Origin of the sequence: Delftia sp. WY8, assembly GCF_018437695.1 — a bacterium.
Taxonomy (GTDB): Bacteria; Pseudomonadota; Gammaproteobacteria; order Burkholderiales; family Burkholderiaceae_C; genus Comamonas; species Comamonas tsuruhatensis.
Window position 1 is genome coordinate 680,606 of record NZ_CP049795.1, and the last position, 17,025, is coordinate 697,630.

Consider the following 17,025-nt stretch of genomic DNA (forward strand, 5'->3'; position numbering starts at 1 on the left):
GCCATGCAAGGCCGGCCGATTGTGCAACCTGCAAACCGCTAATCCAAAGGAAGACTCAAATGACCAAGTTCACCACCACCGTGCTCGCCGCCTGCCTCGCCCTGGCCGGCGCCACCTCGGCATTCGCTGCGGATGAGATGTCCAAGGACGGCATGTCCAAGGGCGCAATGACCAAGGATTCCATGTCCAAGGATGGGATGAAGAAGGACTCCATGTCCAAGGACGGGATGAAGAAGGATTCCATGTCAAAGGATGGAATGAAGAAGGACTCCATGCACAAGGACGGCATGCACAAGGATGGCATGTCCAAGGACGCAATGAAGAAGGACTCCATGGGCAAGGACGGAATGTCCAAGTAAGCCGGGGAACTCGCCTGTCCCGGCCGATGCCGCCCGGGCGGCCGGGCTGGCGGGGCTGCCGGCCATGGGACCAGGCGCAAAGCCGGGTCCTTTCTGTGCACCCCCCATGCCCGCTCCGAGGCAAGAGCGGGCTGGCAGACCTCAGCGGCGCTGCGGTGGGCGCTGGCCCGGGGCGCCGCCGGAGCGTTGCTCAATATGACGGAACGTGAGACGGCCCTTGTTCAGGTCATAGGGCGACATCTCGAGCGTGACCTTGTCGCCGGCCAGCACGCGGATGCGGTGCTTGCGCATTTTTCCGCCGGTATAGGCGATGAGCTGGTGGCCGTTTTCCAGCGTTACGCGGAAGCGGGAATCAGGCAGCACTTCGTCTACCCGGCCTTGCATTTCGATCAGTTCTTCTTTAGCCAATGGGACTCCTGTGAGTACATGTTGAAAGGGGTGCGTCGCCGCAAGTTGCCGGTGCAGCACCATGCTGCGGCCTTGGGCCAGCGCAGGATGACCGCCGCACACAGGCAGCGGATCATCGGAAAAAAGGGAAAGAGGCCCCTGCAGGTGGCAGGGAGAGTGCGGGCCCGGGGAAGGGTGTTGGACCCGCGTGGTGCTCGCCGATGGGAGTGACAGTTGCGGACTTCGTCACAGTGGGCGGCCAACGGCAGTCCGGGGACTGCAAGAATGTCAGACGGGCACTGAGGAGGCGAACAACAAGGACAGCACCTCCAGCAGTATAGGTCAATTGCCGGACCCGCGTTGAAGCGGCGCCGGGTACCGCACCTGTAAGGGGCGGCATTTTCCCTGCCGCGACTGGGGCAATTCGCAGTCGAACCGGAAGAAGTGCACTGCCTTGGTGGTTGCCGCGGCATCGAAGCGGCCGCCGTCGGCCCGCCTCATGCCTTTCACCTATCCCAGCTTGGGCAGCAGGTTGAACAGCAGCACCATCAGCAGGCCCACAAAGGACACGATGGACTGCACCACGGTAATGGTCTTGGTGGCCTCGCCCATGCTCATGCCGAAGGACTCCTTCACCATCCAGAAGCCCGCGTGGTTGGCATAGTTGAAGAACAGCGAGCCGCAGCCGATGGCCAGCGCCAGCAGCGGCACGTTCAGCGAAGGATCGGAGGCCGCCAGCGGCGCCAGCAGGCCAGCCGCGCCGACGATGCCCACGGTGGCCGAGCCGGTGGACACCGACAGCAGCATGGCGATCATCCACCCCAGCACCAGCGGAGGCAGGGCGAACTGCTGGGTCATGTGGACGATGGCATCGCCCACCTTGGCGCTGGTCAGGATCTGCTGGAAGGCGCCGCCGCCCGCAATGATGAGCATGATGCCGGCGATGGGCTTGAGGCTCTGGCCCAGCGCGTCGCGCAGCTTCTCGGCATCGGCGCCGCGCAGATAGCCCAGGGTGATGGAGGCAAACACCACGCCCAGCAGCATGGCCACCAGCGGATTGCCCAGGAAGGCCGCTGCATGCAGCAGGCCCGAATCCTTGGGCAGCAGCACCTCGGCCAGCGCATGCACCAGCATCAGCAGCGCGGGCAGCAAGGCGCACAGCACGCCCATGCCGATGCTGGGCGCACTGCCCTCCCCGCCTTCCTTCTTGCCTGATGTGAACTGCTCCAGCAGGGCTGCATCGGGGCGCGTACTCATGCGCGGCGTGATGAAGGCGCCGTACAGCGGGCCGCCCAGCACCATGGCGGGGATCACGGCCAGAAAGCCGTACAGCATGGTCGGGCCGACCGTGGTGTGCAGCGTGGCAATGGCGGTGAGCGGGCCGGGGTGCGGCGGCACCATGCCGTGCATGGCGGCCAGCGCGGCGATCACGGGCACGCCCACATAGACATAGGCCGATCCCTTGAAGCGCTCATTGCTTTCCAGCTTGCGCGCCACGCTGAAGATCAGCGGCAGCATGACCACCAGCCCCACCTCGAAGAACATGGGAATGCCGATCACGAAGGCCACCAGGGTCATGGCCCAGGGAATCATGCGCTCGGACGTGCGCTGCAGGATGGCACCGGCCAGCCGCTCGGTGGTGCCGGAGTCCGCCAGGATCTTGCCCAGCATGGCGCCCAAGGCAATCACCACGCCCACCGCACCCAGCGTCTTGCCGGCCCCGTTGGTGAGGTTCTTGACGATCTCGCCCGGCGCCATGCCGGTGGCAAAGCCCACGCCAATGGAAACCACCAGCAGCGCCAGCAGGGGATGAAGACGGATGCGCGAGACGATCAGCGCGACCAGGACCAGCACGCTGGCCAGCGCGATGAGCAGCAGTTGGGTATCGAATGAAGACATAGGAGGCTTGGAGTTGTGTTTTTATGATGGACGCCCGCACGCTGGGATGCATGCGGTTTCCAATCGCTGCAAATCCTATGCCTGACCCTGAAGGGGACCTGTAGGCTCCAGGCTTGTTCGCAGGAGACTGGCTCAGAGCCGTGCCTCCCGTTCCACTACTGCAAGACCAATGAACAACCTCGGCTCCGCTGGCACTCTCGAAGTCTTTGTCAGAGCCCCCATCCAGCCGAAATTTGTGGATTTGGTGGCAGATGCGCGCGCAGCCATCGCCAGCGCCCTCGGCGAGGCGCTGGACAGCCTCTACCTGTATGGCAGCGTGGCGCGCGGCTGCGCAAGGGCGGGCTTCTCGGACCTGGACCTGACGGTGGTCCTGGTGCGCTGCCTTAGTGGACAGGAGAGCGCCCGGCTGGAGCAGCTGCGCCAGGACCTGCAACTACGTCACACAGAAGTCGTGAAGATCGATTTCGACCTGGGCACTCGGCAAGAGGTGCTGGACCCGGCCCATCTCTACAGCTGGGGCTACTGGCTCAAGCATGAGTGCCGCTGCATCCACGGCGCGGACCTGGCGCAGCAGTTTGAGGCGTTCGAGCCGTCCAGGGCGATTGCACAGGCCGTCAATGGCGACTACGTGCAGGTGCTGAACGACTACCTGCAGCGCATTGCCGGAACCCGGAACGACACGGAGGCCCTGCGCCTGCAACGCGAAGCCGCACGCAAGCTGATCCGGGCCACCAATGTGCTGCGCCCCTGCTCAGGCGGCTTCTGGCCGCGCACGCTGGAGGAGTTCGCCGATTGCTTTGCGCAGCTCCATCCGGGAATGGCGCAGTCCATGGCTTTCTTTCTGGCGCAGTCAAGGACGCCCGAGGCACCCAGAGCTCGTTTCAACGCAGAGCTTTCGGCCTTCATCAGCTGGATTCGGCGCCAGCGGGCTGCATCTACGGCAGTCTAGGTACCGGGCAACGCCAGGGCCTCAGCCGCCAAACGCCTGAACTGCCACAAAAGCTTCAAATCTCCGTCACCGCACCGTCACGCGCAGCGGGTGCAATGTAAACGTTTTCAAGAAATCGTTTACATCCATGAGCATCACCGAGGTTGCACGCCGCGCGGGACTGTCCGTCGCCACTGTTTCGCGGGTTTTCAATTCGCCGGAGGTGGTCAATGCGCAAACGCGCAGCACGGTGCTGCGCGTGGCGCAGGAAGTGGGCTATGTGGCCAATGCCAGCGCCCGCACGCTGCGCACGCGCAGCAGCAAGGTGCTGGGCGTGGTGCTGCCCACGCTCACCAATCCGGTGTTTGCCGAGTGCCTGCAGGGCATTGCCTCACAGGCGGCGCTGCGCGGCTATGCGATTTCGCCTTGCACCACCGAATACGACCACGCCGGTGAAGACGCGGCCACCACGCGGCTGCTGGCCAGCGGGGTGGATGCGCTGGTGCTGGTGGTCTCCAACCCTGGCGATTCGGCGGCGCTGGCGCGTGTGCGCCAGGCCGGCAAGCCCTATGTGCTGGCCTATCACCACACCCATGAGCATGCCTGCGTGGGCGTGGACAACACGGGCGCCGTCAGGGAGCTGGTGCTGCGCCTGGCTGCGGCAGGCCACAGCCGCATCGGCATGGTCACGGGCCAGTTGCAGGCGTCCGACCGCGCCCAGCAGCGCTGCCGTGGCTATGCGCTGGGCATGCAGGCCGCAGGCCTGTCGCCGCTGCCGGTCTGGGAGGTGCCCTTTGCCGCCACCGCCGTGCAGATGCTGCAGCAGCACCTGAGCGAGCAGGCGCCGCCCACGGCCATTGTCTGCAGCAACGATCTGCTGGCGATACGCACCATCCGCGCGGCATCGCTGGCCGGGTTCTCCGTGCCTGCGGACCTGAGCGTGGTCGGCTTTGACGGGATTGCCATGGCCGGCGATCTCACGCCTTCGCTGGCCTCGATTTCCCAGCCCAACCACGAGATCGGCTCGGCCTGCGTGCGCCTGCTGTGCGATGCGCTGGCAGGCAAGAAAACCCTGGCCGCGCAGGACAGCCTGTGCCTGCCGCATGGCTGGCGCAGCGGCGAGTCCTGCCGGCTCTGAAACCAACAACAGCGGCCCGCGCAAGCCAAGGCCGCGCCCCTCCCCTTCCCCACGCTCCCCCACCTCTTCGAGTACGCACCATGAAACTGACTGTCCTCCCCTTCAAGCTCTCCTTCAAGCGCCTTGCCCTGCTGGCCGCCACCACCGCCGTCTGCGGCACGGCGCTGGCCCAAAGCGCCATCTGCTACAACTGCCCCCCCGAATGGGCCGACTGGGGCACGCAGATCAAGGCCATCAAGGCCGATACCGGCATCACCGTGCCGCCCGACAACAAGAACTCCGGCCAGTCGCTGGCCCAGCTGGTGGCCGAGAAGGCCAGCCCCGTGGCCGATGTGACCTACCTGGGCGTGACCTTCGCCATCCAGGCGCAGAAAGACGGCGTGGTCGCCGCCTACAAGCCCGCCCACTGGGACCAGGTTCCCGCCGGCCTCAAGGACCCCAAGGGCGAGTGGGTGACCATCCATTCGGGCACGCTGGGCTTCATGGTCAACAAGGCGGCGCTGGGCGGCAAGCCCGTGCCGCAGTCCTGGGCAGACCTGCTCAAGCCCGAATACAAGGGCCTGGTCGGCTACCTGGACCCGGCCTCGGCCTTCGTGGGCTATGTGGGCGCCGTGGCCGTGAACCAGGCCATGGGCGGCACGCTGGACAACTTCCAGCCCGCCATCGACTATTTCAAGAAGCTGCAGAAGAACGAGCCCATCGTGCCCAAGCAGACCTCGTATGCACGCCTGCTGTCGGGCGAGATCGGCATCCTGCTGGACTACGACTTCAACGCCTACCGCGCCCGCTACAAGGACAAGGCCGACGTGGACTTCGTGATCCCCAAGGAAGGCACCGTGGTCATGCCCTATGTGATGAGCCTGGTGAACAAGGCGCCGCACACGGACAACGGCAAGAAGGTGCTGGACTATGTGCTGTCCGACAAGGGCCAGTCCATCTGGGCCAACGCCTACCTGCGCCCGGTGCGCGACGTGGCCCTGCCCAAGGAGGTGGCCGGCCATTTCCTGCCCGCCAGCGAGTACGCACGCGCCACCTCGGTGGACTACCAGAAGATGGCCGATGTGCAAAAGGGCTTCTCCACGCGCTACCTGCGTGAAGTGCGTTGAGCCAGGCGGACTGCATCGTGGGCATTTCCTCCCAAGCGCCAGGCGACTGGCGCGCCCGCGCGCTGCTGCTGGCCTGCAGCGCGCCGGCCGTGGCCTTCTTCGCGGCGTTCTGGCTGCTGCCGGCCGGCCTGCTGCTGGCGCTGCCGGCGCGTGAAGGCTGGCGCACCTATTTCGCCACCCTGACCGACGCGCTGTACCTGCAAAGCCTGCTGCAGACGCTGGCCCTGTCGCTGGCCGTGACCGTGGCCACGCTGCTGATCGGCGCGGTGATGGGCATTGCGCTGGCGCGCCACCGCTTCACGGGGCGCGGCCTGCTGCTGTCGCTGCTGACGCTGCCGCTGTCGTTTCCGGGCGTGATCATCGGCTTTTTCATCATCCTGCTGGGCGGGCGCCAGGGCGCGCTGGCCGATCTGTCGGTGGCGCTGGGCGGCGAGCGGATCACCTTCGCCTACGGGCTGCTGGGCCTGTTCCTGGGCTACCTGTACTTCTCGCTGCCGCGCGCCATTGCCTCCTACACGGCAGCGGCCGAGGCGCTGGACCCGCACCTGGAGGAGGCCGCGCGCTCGCTGGGCGGCAATGGCTGGAGCGTGGCGCGCGATGTGTGGTGGCCGCAGCTGCTGCCCACCACGCTGGCCTGCGGCGCCATCGTGTTCGCCACGTCGGTCGGCGCCTTCGGCACGGCCTTCACCCTGTCGAGCAAGTTCGAGGTGCTGCCCATCACCATCTACAACGAGTTCACCAACTACGCCAACTTCGCCCTGGCCGCCAGCCTGTCGATCAGCCTGGGGCTGATCACCTGGCTGGTGCTGTGGCTGTCGCGGCGCTGGGCGGGTCCGGCCGCCTCGGGAGTCTGACCATGCGGACTACACAAAAAAATAGCCCCCACGCTGCCCTTGCAGCGCAAGGTCCGCTGCCCCCCGAAGGGGCCGCTTTTTGCCTTGGGGCGGCCCGGCGGCCAAAAATGCCACCGCTGATGTGGCTGGTGACCGCCACCGTCACCGTGTTCATGCTGGCGCCCATGCTGCTGTCCGTGCTGGCCGGGCTGGTGCAGAACTACGGCCAGGGCCTGGCCAGTGGCTTGACCACGCGCTGGCTGGCCGAGGTCTGGGCCGGCTACGGCAATACCGTGCTGATGTCGCTGCTGCTGGCCTGCGCCTGCGTGGCCATGACCTTGGTGCTGGGCGTGCCCTGCGCCTATGCGCTGGCGCGCAGCCGCTCGCCCTGGGCCCGGCATTTCGAGGAGCTGCTGACCCTGCCCGTGGCCATTCCGGGCCTGGCCAGCGCCCTGGCCCTGCTGCTGGCCTATGGCAGCGTGGCCGCCTTCCGCCAGAGCTTTGCCTTCATCCTGGTGGGCCATGTGGTGTTCACCCTGCCCTTCATGGTGCGCATGGTGGGCTCGGCGCTGCGCCGCCAGGAGCTGGTGGCGCTGGAGGAGGCTGCGCGCAGCCTGGGCGCCTCGTTCGCGCAGCGCTTCCTGGGCGTGCTGGTGCCTGCCGTGCTGCCTGCCATCGTGGCTGCCTGCCTGATGGTGTTCACCCTGTCCATGGGCGAGTTCAACCTGACCTGGATGCTGCACACGCCGCTGACGCGCACCCTGCCCGTGGGCCTGGCCGACAGCTATGCGTCCATGCGCATCGAGGTGGGCTCAGCCTATACCCTCATCTTCCTCATCGTCATCCTGCCCGTGATGTGGCTGCTGCAGGCGCTGGGGCATTTCATCGAGAAGCATTATGGAAAGTAACAGCGTCGCCATCGACATCCGGCAATGCGCCAAGACCTATGCCGACGGAACGCGCGGCCTGCAGGCCACCGACCTGCGCGTGGAGCCCGGCGAGGTGCTGGCCCTGCTCGGACCCTCGGGCTGCGGCAAGACCACGCTGCTGCGCATCATCGCGGGGCTGGAGACGCCGGATGCGGGCAGCCGCATCGCCTTCGGCGACACCGACGTCACCCGCGTGCCCATAGAAAAGCGCCAGGTGGGCATGGTGTTCCAGCACTACGCGCTGTTCCCGCAGATGAGCGTGCAGGCCAACATAGCCTACGGCCTGCGCATACGCGGCGCGTCCGAGCAGGAGCAGCGCCGCGTGGTGGGCGAACTGGTGGACCTGGTGCGCCTGAACGGCCTGGAGCACAAGCGCCCGGCCGAACTGTCCGGCGGCCAGCGCCAGCGCGTGGCCCTGGCCCGAGCCGTGGCATCGCGCCCGCGCGTGCTGCTGCTGGACGAGCCGCTGACCGCGCTGGACGCCAAGCTCAAGGAAACCCTGCGTGACGAGCTGGCACAGCTGCTGCGCCAGCTGCGCATCACCGCCGTCCACGTCACGCACGACCAGCAGGAGGCCATGGCCATTGCCGACCGCATGGCCGTGATGCAGGCAGGCCGCATCCTGCAGGTGGGCGACGGTGAGAGCCTGTACCGCCGCCCGGCCCATCCCTTTGTCGCCACCTTCCTGGGGCGAGTGAACCAGGTCGAACGCAGCGAAGACGATGCGCGCAGCAACCGGCTGGCGCTGGCCGGCATGGAGCTGGCCTGTCCGGCCGAATGCACGGGCGCGGCCCGGCTGCTGCTGCGCCCTGAAGACATCGAGGTCTGCGCCGCCGGCACGCCGGGCGCCGTGCCCGCATCGGTGGCGCGCCGCGTCTTCCTGGGCGACCGCCTGCAGCTCACGCTGGAACTGGCGGGCCACACGCCGCTGATGGCCGACGTGGCCCGCGACCACGCCGCGCAATCGGGCGACCGCGTGGCCTTGCGCATCGCCCCCCACCAATGGATGCCCAACCATGCCCACGCCTGAAACCCTGCGCCCCTCCATGACCACCTTCCTGGCCCAGCTCACCGACCTGCATATCCGCGAACCCGGCCGCCTGACCTACCGTCGCATTGATACCGCCCGGTACCTGGAAAGCAGCGTGCAAAGCGTGCTCGCGCTGCCCCAGCTACCGCACGCCCTGGTGATCACCGGCGACCTGACCGACTTCGGCCGGCCTGCCGAATACGCCCACCTGCGCAGCCTGCTGGCACCGCTGGGCACCCTGCCCGTCTACCTGCTGCCCGGCAACCACGATGACCGCGACGCGCTGCGCACCGCCTTTCCCGAGCATCCCTGGCTGCGCAGCGAAGGCTTCATCCAGTACGCCGTGGACATTGGCGCGCTGCGGCTGATCGCGCTGGACACCGTGGTGCCCGGCCACAGCGAGGGCGCGTTGTGCGAGGAACGCCTGCAATGGCTGGAGCTGCAACTGGCCGCCAGCGAGGGCCGCCCCGTGGTGATCGCCATGCACCACCCGCCCTTCGAGACCCTGATAGGCCACATGGACAAGATCGGCCTGCTGCAGGGTGCGCAGGCACTCGAAGACCTGGTGCGCCGCCACCCCAACGTGCAGCGCGTGATCTGCGGCCACCTGCACCGCAGCATCCAGGTCGCCTTCGGCGGCACGGTGGCCATGACCTCGCCCGCGCCCGCCCACCAGGTCTGCCTGGACCTGGCGCCCGACGCCGCATCGGCCTGGACGCTGGAGCCGCCCGGCTTCATGCTGCACGCCCTGCCGCCCGGCGGCCGGCTGGTCAGCCATGCCGTGGCCAGCGGCCAGTTTGACGGACCGCACCCGTTCTGGGATGCGCAGGGGCGGCTGATCGACTGAGCCCGGACGCGCGCGGCCCTGGTGAAAGCCGACGAGAATATCCGCCATGGATATCAACAACATCAAGGGCCGCCTGGACTTCCTGCGCGAGGCGGAAAAGCTCAAGAGCGTGCTGCGCAGCGCCCACACCTCCACCGGCCGCACCGAAAGCACGGCAGAGCACAGCTGGCGCCTGTGCCTGATGGCCATCGCCTTCGAGGACCAGTTCGCACAGCTGGACATGCTCAAGCTGCTCAAGCTGTGCGTGATCCACGACCTGGGCGAGGCCATCCACGGCGACATCCCCGCTGTGGAAAAGAACCAGCACCCCGACAAGAGCGCGCAGGAAAAGGCCGACCTGCTGCACCTGACCCGCTCGCTGCAGCCCGGGCACCGCGACGCCATCATGGCCCTGTGGCAGGAGTACGAAGACGCCGCCACCCCCGAGGCCCGCGCCGTCAAGGCCCTGGACAAGCTGGAGACCATCCTGCAGCACAACCAGGGGATCAATCCGCAGGATTTCGACTACGGCTTCAACCTGGGCTACGGCAGGAAGTACACGGGCGCCGATCCTCTGTTCGCCCAGGTGCGCAGCCTGCTCGACGAGGACACGCGCCAGAAAATGGGCGCCGCCGCGCAGGACGCCAGCGCGACCTAGCTGCGCCAGCGCCCCTGTGGCCGCGTCAGCGGCCCGCGCCGACCCGCTGGCGCCGCCCCAGCCCCCTCCATCCAATGGCTGCGGCCAGCAGGCTCAGGACCGCAAGGGCTGTGTGCTGCAGCGTCGGCACGGGGGTCACCTGGCCACCGCCGGGGAAAGCCGCCACCGTATTGATGGACGCGGAAGCCATGCACGGCACCGTTCCCACGACCTGCCCTGCTTGCATGCACTGCACCGCCGGGTCCCCGGCATCCACGGTGGCCACATTGGTAATGGTTGCGGGCGCCGGGTTGGACACGCTGGCCATCACGGTGAACACCAGCGAGTCTCCTGCCGCGAACACGGGCACCGTGACCGCCAGCGATCCGGAGCCTGACGCCACGGGACATGGCGTGCTGGCGCCGGGCGTACAGGTCCAGGTGGCGCGCTCCAGGCCGGCAGGCAGGCTGTCGGCAATCTGCGCCTGGGTGGCGGCCACGGTCCCCGTATTCCTGACGGTGATGGTGTAGCGCACCTCCTGCCCCGCCTGCACCTGGCCTGCGGGCGAGATGCTGTGGGTCAACGACAGGGCAGGATGCACGGCCTCCCTGTGCCAGGACATGACGTTCTGGTTTTGCACGGGCGCCCCGGTCCACGCAACGGACACGCCGTTGTCGGGCATCTCATAGGTCCCCAGACAGGTGTCGCTCTCACCCGAATGGCTGACCTGCTGGGATGTTTCCGAGAACAGGGAAGCGCACATCGCGTTGTTCACGGCCGCCACCTGTTCCGTGGCCATTTCAAACCGGCTCAGCATATCCACATCATTGGGAGATCCACCCGGGCCAACGCCATTGATGGAGCGGTGCGGATTGCTTCCCGTCAGCCAGCGTTGAAGGTGGATTCTGTTTCTCACGATATTGGACCCACTGTCCGTGGAAACCCTGAAAATGAATGCGCGCACATCCGGGTCGGCACTGCTGTAGGTGGTCAATCCGTCCGAGAAACTATAGGAAGTGACCAGCGCCCTTATTTCGCTCTCGTCCAGGTCGGGCTGCAAGGGTGCGGCCGTTTCAAACCAGCCGGCCAGGCGGGCGGTCCTCGGAAAATCCTGGCATGAGCCGTGAGGCCCCAGGGGACAAGCCGTGCGATCCTGGAAATCCGAGTAGGAGGTTCTCATCTCCCCGAAGTAACGCGTCACTTGCGCGCTGGCGGGTGGGCAGGCCGAGATTGCTGCACCGGCCATCAAGGCAGCCATGAGGGCGTGATTTTTCATAGAACTCCCAGCGATAGATAGATTTGAGCTATCAAGTTATCACTGACATTGAACTTTAAAAATCACCAATCCCAAAAATTCACCATTCAATGACAAATATTTGCAATACCGCCATTGGAATGAAACTCCAAGTTGCCGTCCTGCCTACTTTTCAACGGAGAGCGCCGATGAATGCGGAACTTCATAACAACCGATCTGCCGTCCAATATCCATTTTGATTGGATCGCACAATACCCCATTTGAATCAAATCTATTGTGACAAACGTTTCAAACAGTAAATAACAATGAGGAATGGGGGTAGATCCGACCCTGGAACACCGAGGACGGCTCCCTCACCGATCCACAGGCAGCGCCAGCGTCTCCTTGACCTCTTCCATCACCACATAGCTGTGCGACTCGGCCGGCACGGGCAGTTTCTTGAGGATGTCGCCCAGCAGGCGGCGGTACTCGCGCATGCCGCCCAGGCGGGCCTTGACCAGGTAGTCGAAGCTGCCCGAGACTAGGAAGCACTCCAGCACGTCGGGCACGTGCAGCAGTTCCTGGCGCACCTTGTCAAAGACCTCGCCCGACTTGGAAGACAGCTTGATCTCCACGAACACCAGCAGCGTCTTGCCCAGCGCCTCGGGCGACAGATGGGCGTGGTAGCCGGTGATCACGCCATCACGCTCCAGGCGGCGCACGCGCTCCGAGCAGGGCGTGGCCGAGAGGCTGACCTGCTCGGCCAGCTCGGTCATGGAGATGCGGCCATCGCGCTGCAGGATGTCGAGGATCTTGCGGTCGGTGCGGTCGAGTACGCGGTTTTCACTTCTGGCGGCCATGGCGGTGCTTCCCGGGGATGATCAATCACTGGAGAGTATCAATATTTCAGTGGTTTCCACTGCCTCATCGTCAATAGACTTTGATTTCATCTTGTTGACCTGGCGGTGAATCCCATGAAAGTCCTTGTTCTTGGCGGCGGCGTCATCGGCGTGACCAGTGCGTACTACCTGGCGCGGGCCGGTGCCGAGGTCACGGTGCTGGACCGGCAGGCTGCGCCCGCGTCCGAAACCAGCTTTGCCAACGCGGGCCAGGTCTCGCCCGGCTACTCCACGCCCTGGGCGGCGCCCGGCATTCCGCTCAAGGCCCTGAAGTGGATGCTGCAGGAACACGCGCCGCTGGCCGTGCGCCTGGACGGCAGCCTGTTCCAGCTGCGCTGGATGGCGCAGATGCTGCGCAACTGCTCTGCCCAGCGCTACGCCGTCAACAAGGAACGCATGATGCGCGTGGCCGAGTACAGCCGCAGCTGCCTGCAGCAGCTGCGCGCCGACACCGGCATCGCCTACGAGCAGCGCACGGGCGGAACGCTGCAGCTGTTCCGCACCCAGGCCCAGCTGGACGCCGTGGAACGCGATGTGGCCGTGCTGCGCGAATGCGCCGTGCCCTACGAACTGCTGGACCGCGACCAGCTGGCCCAAGTGGAGCCCGCCCTGGCCCAGGCGCGCGACCGGCTGACCGGCGGCCTGCGCCTGCCCAAGGACGAGACCGGCGACTGCCACCGCTTCACCAATGAATTGGCCCGCATCGCCACCGGCCTGGGCGTGGAGTTGCGCTTCAACCAGAACGTGGATGGCCTGGTGGTCGAAGGCGGCCGCATTGCCGGCGTGCGCGTCAATGGCGAACTGCTGACCGCCGACCGCTACGTGATGGCCTTCGGCAGCTACTCGCGCCAGGCGCTGGAGCCGCTGGGGCTGGACCTGCCCGTGTACCCGGTCAAGGGCTATTCGCTCACCGTGCCGCTGGGCAACCCGGCGCTGGCGCCGCAGTCCACCGTGCTGGACGAGACCTACAAGATTGCCGTCACCCGCTTTGACGACCGCATCCGCGTGGGCGGCATGGCCGAGCTGGGCGGCTTCGACCTGCGCCTGGACCCGCGCCGCCGCGCCACGCTGGAGCTGGTGGTCAACGACCTGTTCCCGGGCGGCGACGTGGCGCGCGCCAGCTTCTGGACCGGGCTGCGGCCCATGACGCCGGACGGCACGCCCATCATCGGCGCCACGCGCTACTCCAACCTGTTCCTGAACACCGGCCACGGCACGCTGGGCTGGACCATGGCCTGCGGCTCGGGCCGGCTGATCGCCGACCTGATCACCGGCCGCAGCCCGGAAATCAGCACCGACGGCCTGGCCCTGGACCGCTACACGCACCGGCCGGCCCGGCACCTGGGGGGCAGTTCCACCCCCGTCTCCGCCTGAGCGCAAGACATCTTGAACACTTGAGGCGGCCTGCCCCGGCCCTGCTGAACGGGCCGCTACCCCAGCGTCAGGTCCCGCAGCGCGGACATCAGCGGCGACCAATGGGCCTTGGGGTGGCTGATGAGAAGCCAGCTGCGGCGCGTGCGCAGCTCGGGGATGGGCAGGGACTGCAGGCGCTCGGGATTGCTGCGCAGCACATGGCTGGGCACGTAGCACAGCAGGTCGGTCTGGCCCACGATGTCGATGGTGGCCTCGGTGTTGTGCTGGATTTCCAGGGCCACGGTGGGCGCGCCCAGGCCCTGGGCCGCGAAGGCCTCGTCCACCACCTTGCGCACGGCGGCGCCCGGTGCCGGCAAGGCCCAGGAGTAGCCCTGCAAATGCCCGAACCTCAGGCCCTGCTCCAGCGCCAGCTGGAACAGCGGGTGGCGCGGCCGTGCGGCGGCCCATAGCTCGTCCTCGCCAATGACCACCTGGGCGCAGCGCGTGGCATGGCCCGGGTAGGACGGCACCACGGCCAGGTCCAGGCTGCCGTCAAGCAGCGCGCGCTCCAGGTCGTCGGACTTGCCCACGGTCAGCCGCACGCGCAGGCCGGGGCGGCGACGCAGCAGCTCGGCCACGGCCCGGGTGGCGCGGCTTTCCGAAGTGGCCTGCGTGAAGCCCAGGCGGATCAGGCCCACATGCTGGGCCTGGATGTCGCTGGCGGCGCGCATCGTCTCCTCATGCCGCAGCACCAGTTGGCGCGCGGGCTCCATGAACAGCTGGCCGCTGCTGGTCAGCGCCACGCCATGCGTTCCGCGCGTGAACAGGGCCGCTCCCACGCCCTGCTCCACGCGGCGCACGATCTTGGAGACGGCCGGCTGGGTCAGTTGCAGGGCAGCGGCCGCACGCCCGAAATGGCCATGCTCGGCCACGGCCAGAAAGCAGGCCAGCTCGTTATAGGCAAATCCCGTCATGCCATTCCTTGTCAACGAAGAAAAACGAGAAAGCTTGCTACATTGTCGAGCAAAGCCATTCCAGATGTGCATCGATTTTCGCTGGTTTGGTTATCACCAAGACAGGGCTTGTGGCTAGAGTTTTGGCATGGAAACTTTTTGAGCCACATCATGAACCCACCAAACATCGTGCTCATCGTCGCGGACAACCTGGGCTGGGGCGAGCTGGGCTGCTACGGCGGCGGTGCGCTGCGCGGCGCGCCCACTCCGCGCATCGACCAGCTGGCGTCCGAGGGTCTGCTGCTGCAGAATTTCAACGTGGAAAGCGACTGCGTGCCCACGCGCTCGGCCCTGATGACGGGGCGCCACCCCATCCGCACGGGTGCCCTGCAATCGGTGCCGGCCGGGCTGCCCCAGGGCCTGACGCGCGGCGAGACCACGCTGGCCCAGCTGCTGTCGGCCCAGGGATATGCCACGGCGCATTTCGGCAAATGGCATCTGGGGGACATTCCGGGCCGTTATCCCTCGGACCGGGGTTTCGATGAGTGGTACGGCATTCCGCGCACCACGGACGAAAGCCAGTTCACCGCGACCACGGGCTACGACCCCCTGGTGGCGCCCCTGCCCCACATCATGGAAGGCCGCGCGGGCGCGCCCTCGGACGATGTCAAGGTCTATGACCTGGAATCGCGGCGCAACATCGATGCCGAGCTGGTGGAGCGCTCGCTGGACTTCATGCGCCGCAACCACGCCCGGGACCGCCGCTTCTTCCTGTACCTGCCCCTGGTGCACCTGCACTTTCCCACGCTGCCGCATGCGGATTTCGCGGGCCGCACCGGCCAGGGCGACTTTGCCGACTCCATGGTGGAGATGGACCACCGCGTGGGCCAGATCTCGGACGAGATCGACCGGCTCGGCCTGCGCGAGGACACCCTGTTCATCTTCTGCAGCGACAACGGCCCCGAGTTCCGCCAGCCCTACCGCGGCACGGCCGGCCCCTGGCGCGGCACCTACCACACGGCCATGGAGGGCAGCCTGCGCGTGCCCTTCATCGCACGCTGGCCGGGCCGCATCCAGGCCGGGCGCACCAGCAATGAAATCATGCACGTGACCGACATCTTCTCCACCCTGGCGGCGGTGGCGGGCGCCGCCGTGCCGCAGGACCGGCCCATCGACGGCCTGGACCAGACGGCCTTCCTGCTGGGCGAGCCCCGGTCCGCGCGCGAGGGCTTTCTCTTCTACATCAAGGACCAGCTGCGGGCCGCGAAGTGGCGCGACTGGAAGCTGCATTTCTACTGGGAGCCCGAGGTCAACGAGAGCAAGGGCAAGCTGGAGTCCCCCTACCTGTTCAACATCGTGCGCGATCCCAAGGAGGAGCATGACGTGCTGATCTTCAACACCTGGGTGCTCAACCCCATGCTGACCATGGTCCAGCGCTTCAACGAAAGCTGCAAGGCACACCCCAACACCGCGCCCGGCGCCCCCGACCAATGACCTGCGCACCCCTACCCGCCCCGCAGGCCAGCGGCTGCCTGCCGACCACCCGCCGCCATGCACTGCGCCCCCTGGCCGCCGCAGCCCTGCTGGCCCTTGCACTGCCCACGGCCCGCGCGGCCGATTCCCCGGCGCACGCGCCGCAGGGCAAGCCCATCACCTGGATCGTGGGCTTTGCGCCCGGCGGCAGCCTGGACGTGCTGACCCGCCATGTGGCCCGGCAACTGGAGGCCAGGGCCGGTGTCAGCGTGGTGGTGGAGAACCGGCCGGGCGCCTCGGGCGCGATCGGCCTGCAGGCGGCGGCCAAGGCGCCTGCCGATGGCCTGACCCTGGTCTCCGTGCCCGGACCGCAGCTGTCCGGCCCACGCCAACCCGAGGTGGGCCGCGAGCTGACCGCCGTGGCCGTGATGGCCCGGGGCGCCATGGTGCTGGTGGGCCCTGCCCCTGGTGCGGCCGGCAGCCTGGGCGAACTGGTAGCCGCCATGAAAGCCAAACCGGGCCAATGGAGCTACGCCAGTTCGGGCACGGGCACCTCCCAGCATCTGGCCGGCGAACTGCTCAACGCCCTGGCGGCCACCAGCATGGTGCATGTGCCGTACAAGGGCGGCGGCCAGGCCGTGACCGATGTGGTGGGCGGGCAGATCCCCCTGGCCATGCTGGGCGTGACGCCCGTGCTGCCGCACATCCAGTCGGGCCGGCTGAAGGCCTATGCCGTGACCAGCGCCACGCGCATAGACAGCCTGCCTGATGTACCGACCATGCGCGAGGCCGGCGTGCCCGGCTACGAGGCCACCCAGTGGTATGCCGTGGCCGTGCCCTCCGGCACGGCCCCCGAGCGGCTGGCCCAGCTCAACCAATGGATCAACCAGGCCATACAGTCGCCCGAGCTGCGCCCCACGCTGCAGGCCGCCGGGGCCGTGGCCACGCCCATGTCCCTGCCCGAGATCCAGCGCTTCATGTCCCAGGACAACGCCAAGTGGAAGAAGCTGGCTGCAGACCGGCGCCTGGCGCTGGACTGAC

Annotated in this window: 17 protein-coding genes; 12 read left to right on the forward strand and 5 right to left on the reverse strand. The window is 67.0% G+C overall.

Features of this window, described 5'->3' with window-relative positions:
• The first annotated feature begins 59 nt into the window (after positions 1–59).
• On the forward strand, positions 60–359 hold the full coding sequence (locus G4D77_RS02945; RefSeq protein ID WP_016448119.1) for a pentapeptide MXKDX repeat protein: 300 nt from the start codon (positions 60–62) through the stop codon (positions 357–359).
• 141 nt (positions 360–500) lie between these two features.
• Here G4D77_RS02945 and infA read toward each other — a convergent pair whose 3' ends face one another.
• On the reverse strand, positions 501–743 hold the full coding sequence (infA, locus tag G4D77_RS02950) for a translation initiation factor IF-1 (RefSeq protein WP_244451708.1): 243 nt from the start codon (positions 741–743) through the stop codon (positions 501–503).
• A gap of 513 nt (positions 744–1,256) precedes the next feature.
• Positions 1,257–2,645, reverse strand: coding sequence for a GntP family permease (locus G4D77_RS02955; RefSeq protein ID WP_017407212.1), 1,389 nt, complete (start codon positions 2,643–2,645; stop codon positions 1,257–1,259).
• 235 nt (positions 2,646–2,880) lie between these two features.
• On the opposite strand from G4D77_RS02955, the gene G4D77_RS02960 reads away from it, so the two are divergent.
• The 8 genes from G4D77_RS02960 to G4D77_RS02995 all read left to right on the forward strand — a co-directional run bounded on the left by G4D77_RS02960 (position 2,881) and on the right by G4D77_RS02995 (position 10,093).
• Positions 2,881–3,594, forward strand: coding sequence for a nucleotidyltransferase domain-containing protein (locus tag G4D77_RS02960; RefSeq protein ID WP_227740780.1), 714 nt, complete (start codon positions 2,881–2,883; stop codon positions 3,592–3,594).
• A gap of 127 nt (positions 3,595–3,721) precedes the next feature.
• On the forward strand, positions 3,722–4,711 hold the full coding sequence (locus G4D77_RS02965) for a LacI family DNA-binding transcriptional regulator (RefSeq protein WP_154834585.1): 990 nt from the start codon (positions 3,722–3,724) through the stop codon (positions 4,709–4,711).
• Between the two features lie 80 nt (positions 4,712–4,791).
• Entirely contained in the window at positions 4,792–5,817 is a 1,026-nt protein-coding gene (locus G4D77_RS02970; RefSeq protein ID WP_154834586.1) for an ABC transporter substrate-binding protein, read from the forward strand.
• Positions 5,814–6,671 (forward strand): ABC transporter permease, encoded by an 858-nt coding sequence (locus G4D77_RS02975; protein ID WP_154834587.1) that lies wholly within the window; start codon positions 5,814–5,816, stop codon positions 6,669–6,671. Before G4D77_RS02970 ends, G4D77_RS02975 begins: the two co-directional genes overlap by 4 nt.
• Before the next feature lie 119 nt (positions 6,672–6,790).
• The gene (locus G4D77_RS02980) at positions 6,791–7,558 is read left to right on the forward strand and encodes an ABC transporter permease (protein WP_126312014.1); all 768 of its coding nucleotides are present in this window, start codon (positions 6,791–6,793) and stop codon (positions 7,556–7,558) included.
• Entirely contained in the window at positions 7,548–8,609 is a 1,062-nt protein-coding gene (locus G4D77_RS02985; RefSeq protein WP_154834588.1) for an ABC transporter ATP-binding protein, read from the forward strand. Before G4D77_RS02980 ends, G4D77_RS02985 begins: the two co-directional genes overlap by 11 nt.
• Complete coding sequence (locus G4D77_RS02990) at positions 8,596–9,456, forward strand: phosphodiesterase (RefSeq protein ID WP_154834589.1); 861 nt, start codon at positions 8,596–8,598, stop codon at positions 9,454–9,456. Before G4D77_RS02985 ends, G4D77_RS02990 begins: the two co-directional genes overlap by 14 nt.
• Before the next feature lie 46 nt (positions 9,457–9,502).
• On the forward strand, positions 9,503–10,093 hold the full coding sequence (locus G4D77_RS02995) for an HD domain-containing protein (protein WP_016448132.1): 591 nt from the start codon (positions 9,503–9,505) through the stop codon (positions 10,091–10,093).
• A gap of 25 nt (positions 10,094–10,118) precedes the next feature.
• On the opposite strand, the gene G4D77_RS30785 is transcribed toward G4D77_RS02995, so the two are convergent.
• Positions 10,119–10,871, reverse strand: coding sequence for a DUF11 domain-containing protein (locus G4D77_RS30785; RefSeq protein ID WP_227740781.1), 753 nt, complete (start codon positions 10,869–10,871; stop codon positions 10,119–10,121).
• A gap of 809 nt (positions 10,872–11,680) precedes the next feature.
• Positions 11,681–12,166 (reverse strand): winged helix-turn-helix transcriptional regulator, encoded by a 486-nt coding sequence (locus tag G4D77_RS03005; protein WP_016448134.1) that lies wholly within the window; start codon positions 12,164–12,166, stop codon positions 11,681–11,683.
• 114 nt (positions 12,167–12,280) lie between these two features.
• On the opposite strand from G4D77_RS03005, the gene G4D77_RS03010 reads away from it, so the two are divergent.
• Positions 12,281–13,579: a D-amino acid dehydrogenase gene (locus tag G4D77_RS03010; protein WP_154834591.1), complete on the forward strand. Its 1,299-nt coding sequence runs from the start codon at positions 12,281–12,283 to the stop codon at positions 13,577–13,579.
• Between the two features lie 56 nt (positions 13,580–13,635).
• On the opposite strand, the gene G4D77_RS03015 is transcribed toward G4D77_RS03010, so the two are convergent.
• Complete coding sequence (locus tag G4D77_RS03015; protein WP_013802902.1) at positions 13,636–14,532, reverse strand: LysR family transcriptional regulator; 897 nt, start codon at positions 14,530–14,532, stop codon at positions 13,636–13,638.
• A 150-nt stretch (positions 14,533–14,682) separates the two neighbouring features.
• Here G4D77_RS03015 and G4D77_RS03020 point away from each other — a divergent pair, with 150 nt between their 5' ends.
• Both G4D77_RS03020 and G4D77_RS03025 read left to right on the forward strand, forming a co-directional pair.
• A complete protein-coding gene (locus G4D77_RS03020; protein WP_070080985.1) occupies positions 14,683–16,005 on the forward strand; it encodes an arylsulfatase in 1,323 nt (440 codons plus the stop codon).
• On the forward strand, positions 16,002–17,024 hold the full coding sequence (locus G4D77_RS03025; RefSeq protein ID WP_154834592.1) for a tripartite tricarboxylate transporter substrate binding protein: 1,023 nt from the start codon (positions 16,002–16,004) through the stop codon (positions 17,022–17,024). Before G4D77_RS03020 ends, G4D77_RS03025 begins: the two co-directional genes overlap by 4 nt.
• Position 17,025 lies beyond the last annotated feature (1 nt).

Coding starts and splice junctions, on each gene's coding strand:
- G4D77_RS02945 (WP_016448119.1), top strand. CDS start 60: ATGACCAAGTTCACCACCACCGTGCTCGCCGCCTGCCTCGCCCTGGCC.
- G4D77_RS03015 (WP_013802902.1), bottom strand. CDS start 14,532: ATGACGGGATTTGCCTATAACGAGCTGGCCTGCTTTCTGGCCGTGGCC.
- G4D77_RS30785 (WP_227740781.1), bottom strand. CDS start 10,871: ATGGCCACGGAACAGGTGGCGGCCGTGAACAACGCGATGTGCGCTTCC.
- G4D77_RS02980 (WP_126312014.1), top strand. CDS start 6,791: ATGTGGCTGGTGACCGCCACCGTCACCGTGTTCATGCTGGCGCCCATG.
- G4D77_RS03010 (WP_154834591.1), top strand. CDS start 12,281: ATGAAAGTCCTTGTTCTTGGCGGCGGCGTCATCGGCGTGACCAGTGCG.
- G4D77_RS03005 (WP_016448134.1), bottom strand. CDS start 12,166: ATGGCCGCCAGAAGTGAAAACCGCGTACTCGACCGCACCGACCGCAAG.
- infA (WP_244451708.1), bottom strand. CDS start 743: ATGCAAGGCCGGGTAGACGAAGTGCTGCCTGATTCCCGCTTCCGCGTA.
- G4D77_RS03020 (WP_070080985.1), top strand. CDS start 14,683: ATGAACCCACCAAACATCGTGCTCATCGTCGCGGACAACCTGGGCTGG.
- G4D77_RS02990 (WP_154834589.1), top strand. CDS start 8,596: ATGCCCACGCCTGAAACCCTGCGCCCCTCCATGACCACCTTCCTGGCC.
- G4D77_RS02970 (WP_154834586.1), top strand. CDS start 4,792: ATGAAACTGACTGTCCTCCCCTTCAAGCTCTCCTTCAAGCGCCTTGCC.
- G4D77_RS02995 (WP_016448132.1), top strand. CDS start 9,503: ATGGATATCAACAACATCAAGGGCCGCCTGGACTTCCTGCGCGAGGCG.
- G4D77_RS02985 (WP_154834588.1), top strand. CDS start 7,548: ATGGAAAGTAACAGCGTCGCCATCGACATCCGGCAATGCGCCAAGACC.
- G4D77_RS02955 (WP_017407212.1), bottom strand. CDS start 2,645: ATGTCTTCATTCGATACCCAACTGCTGCTCATCGCGCTGGCCAGCGTG.
- G4D77_RS03025 (WP_154834592.1), top strand. CDS start 16,002: ATGACCTGCGCACCCCTACCCGCCCCGCAGGCCAGCGGCTGCCTGCCG.
- G4D77_RS02965 (WP_154834585.1), top strand. CDS start 3,722: ATGAGCATCACCGAGGTTGCACGCCGCGCGGGACTGTCCGTCGCCACT.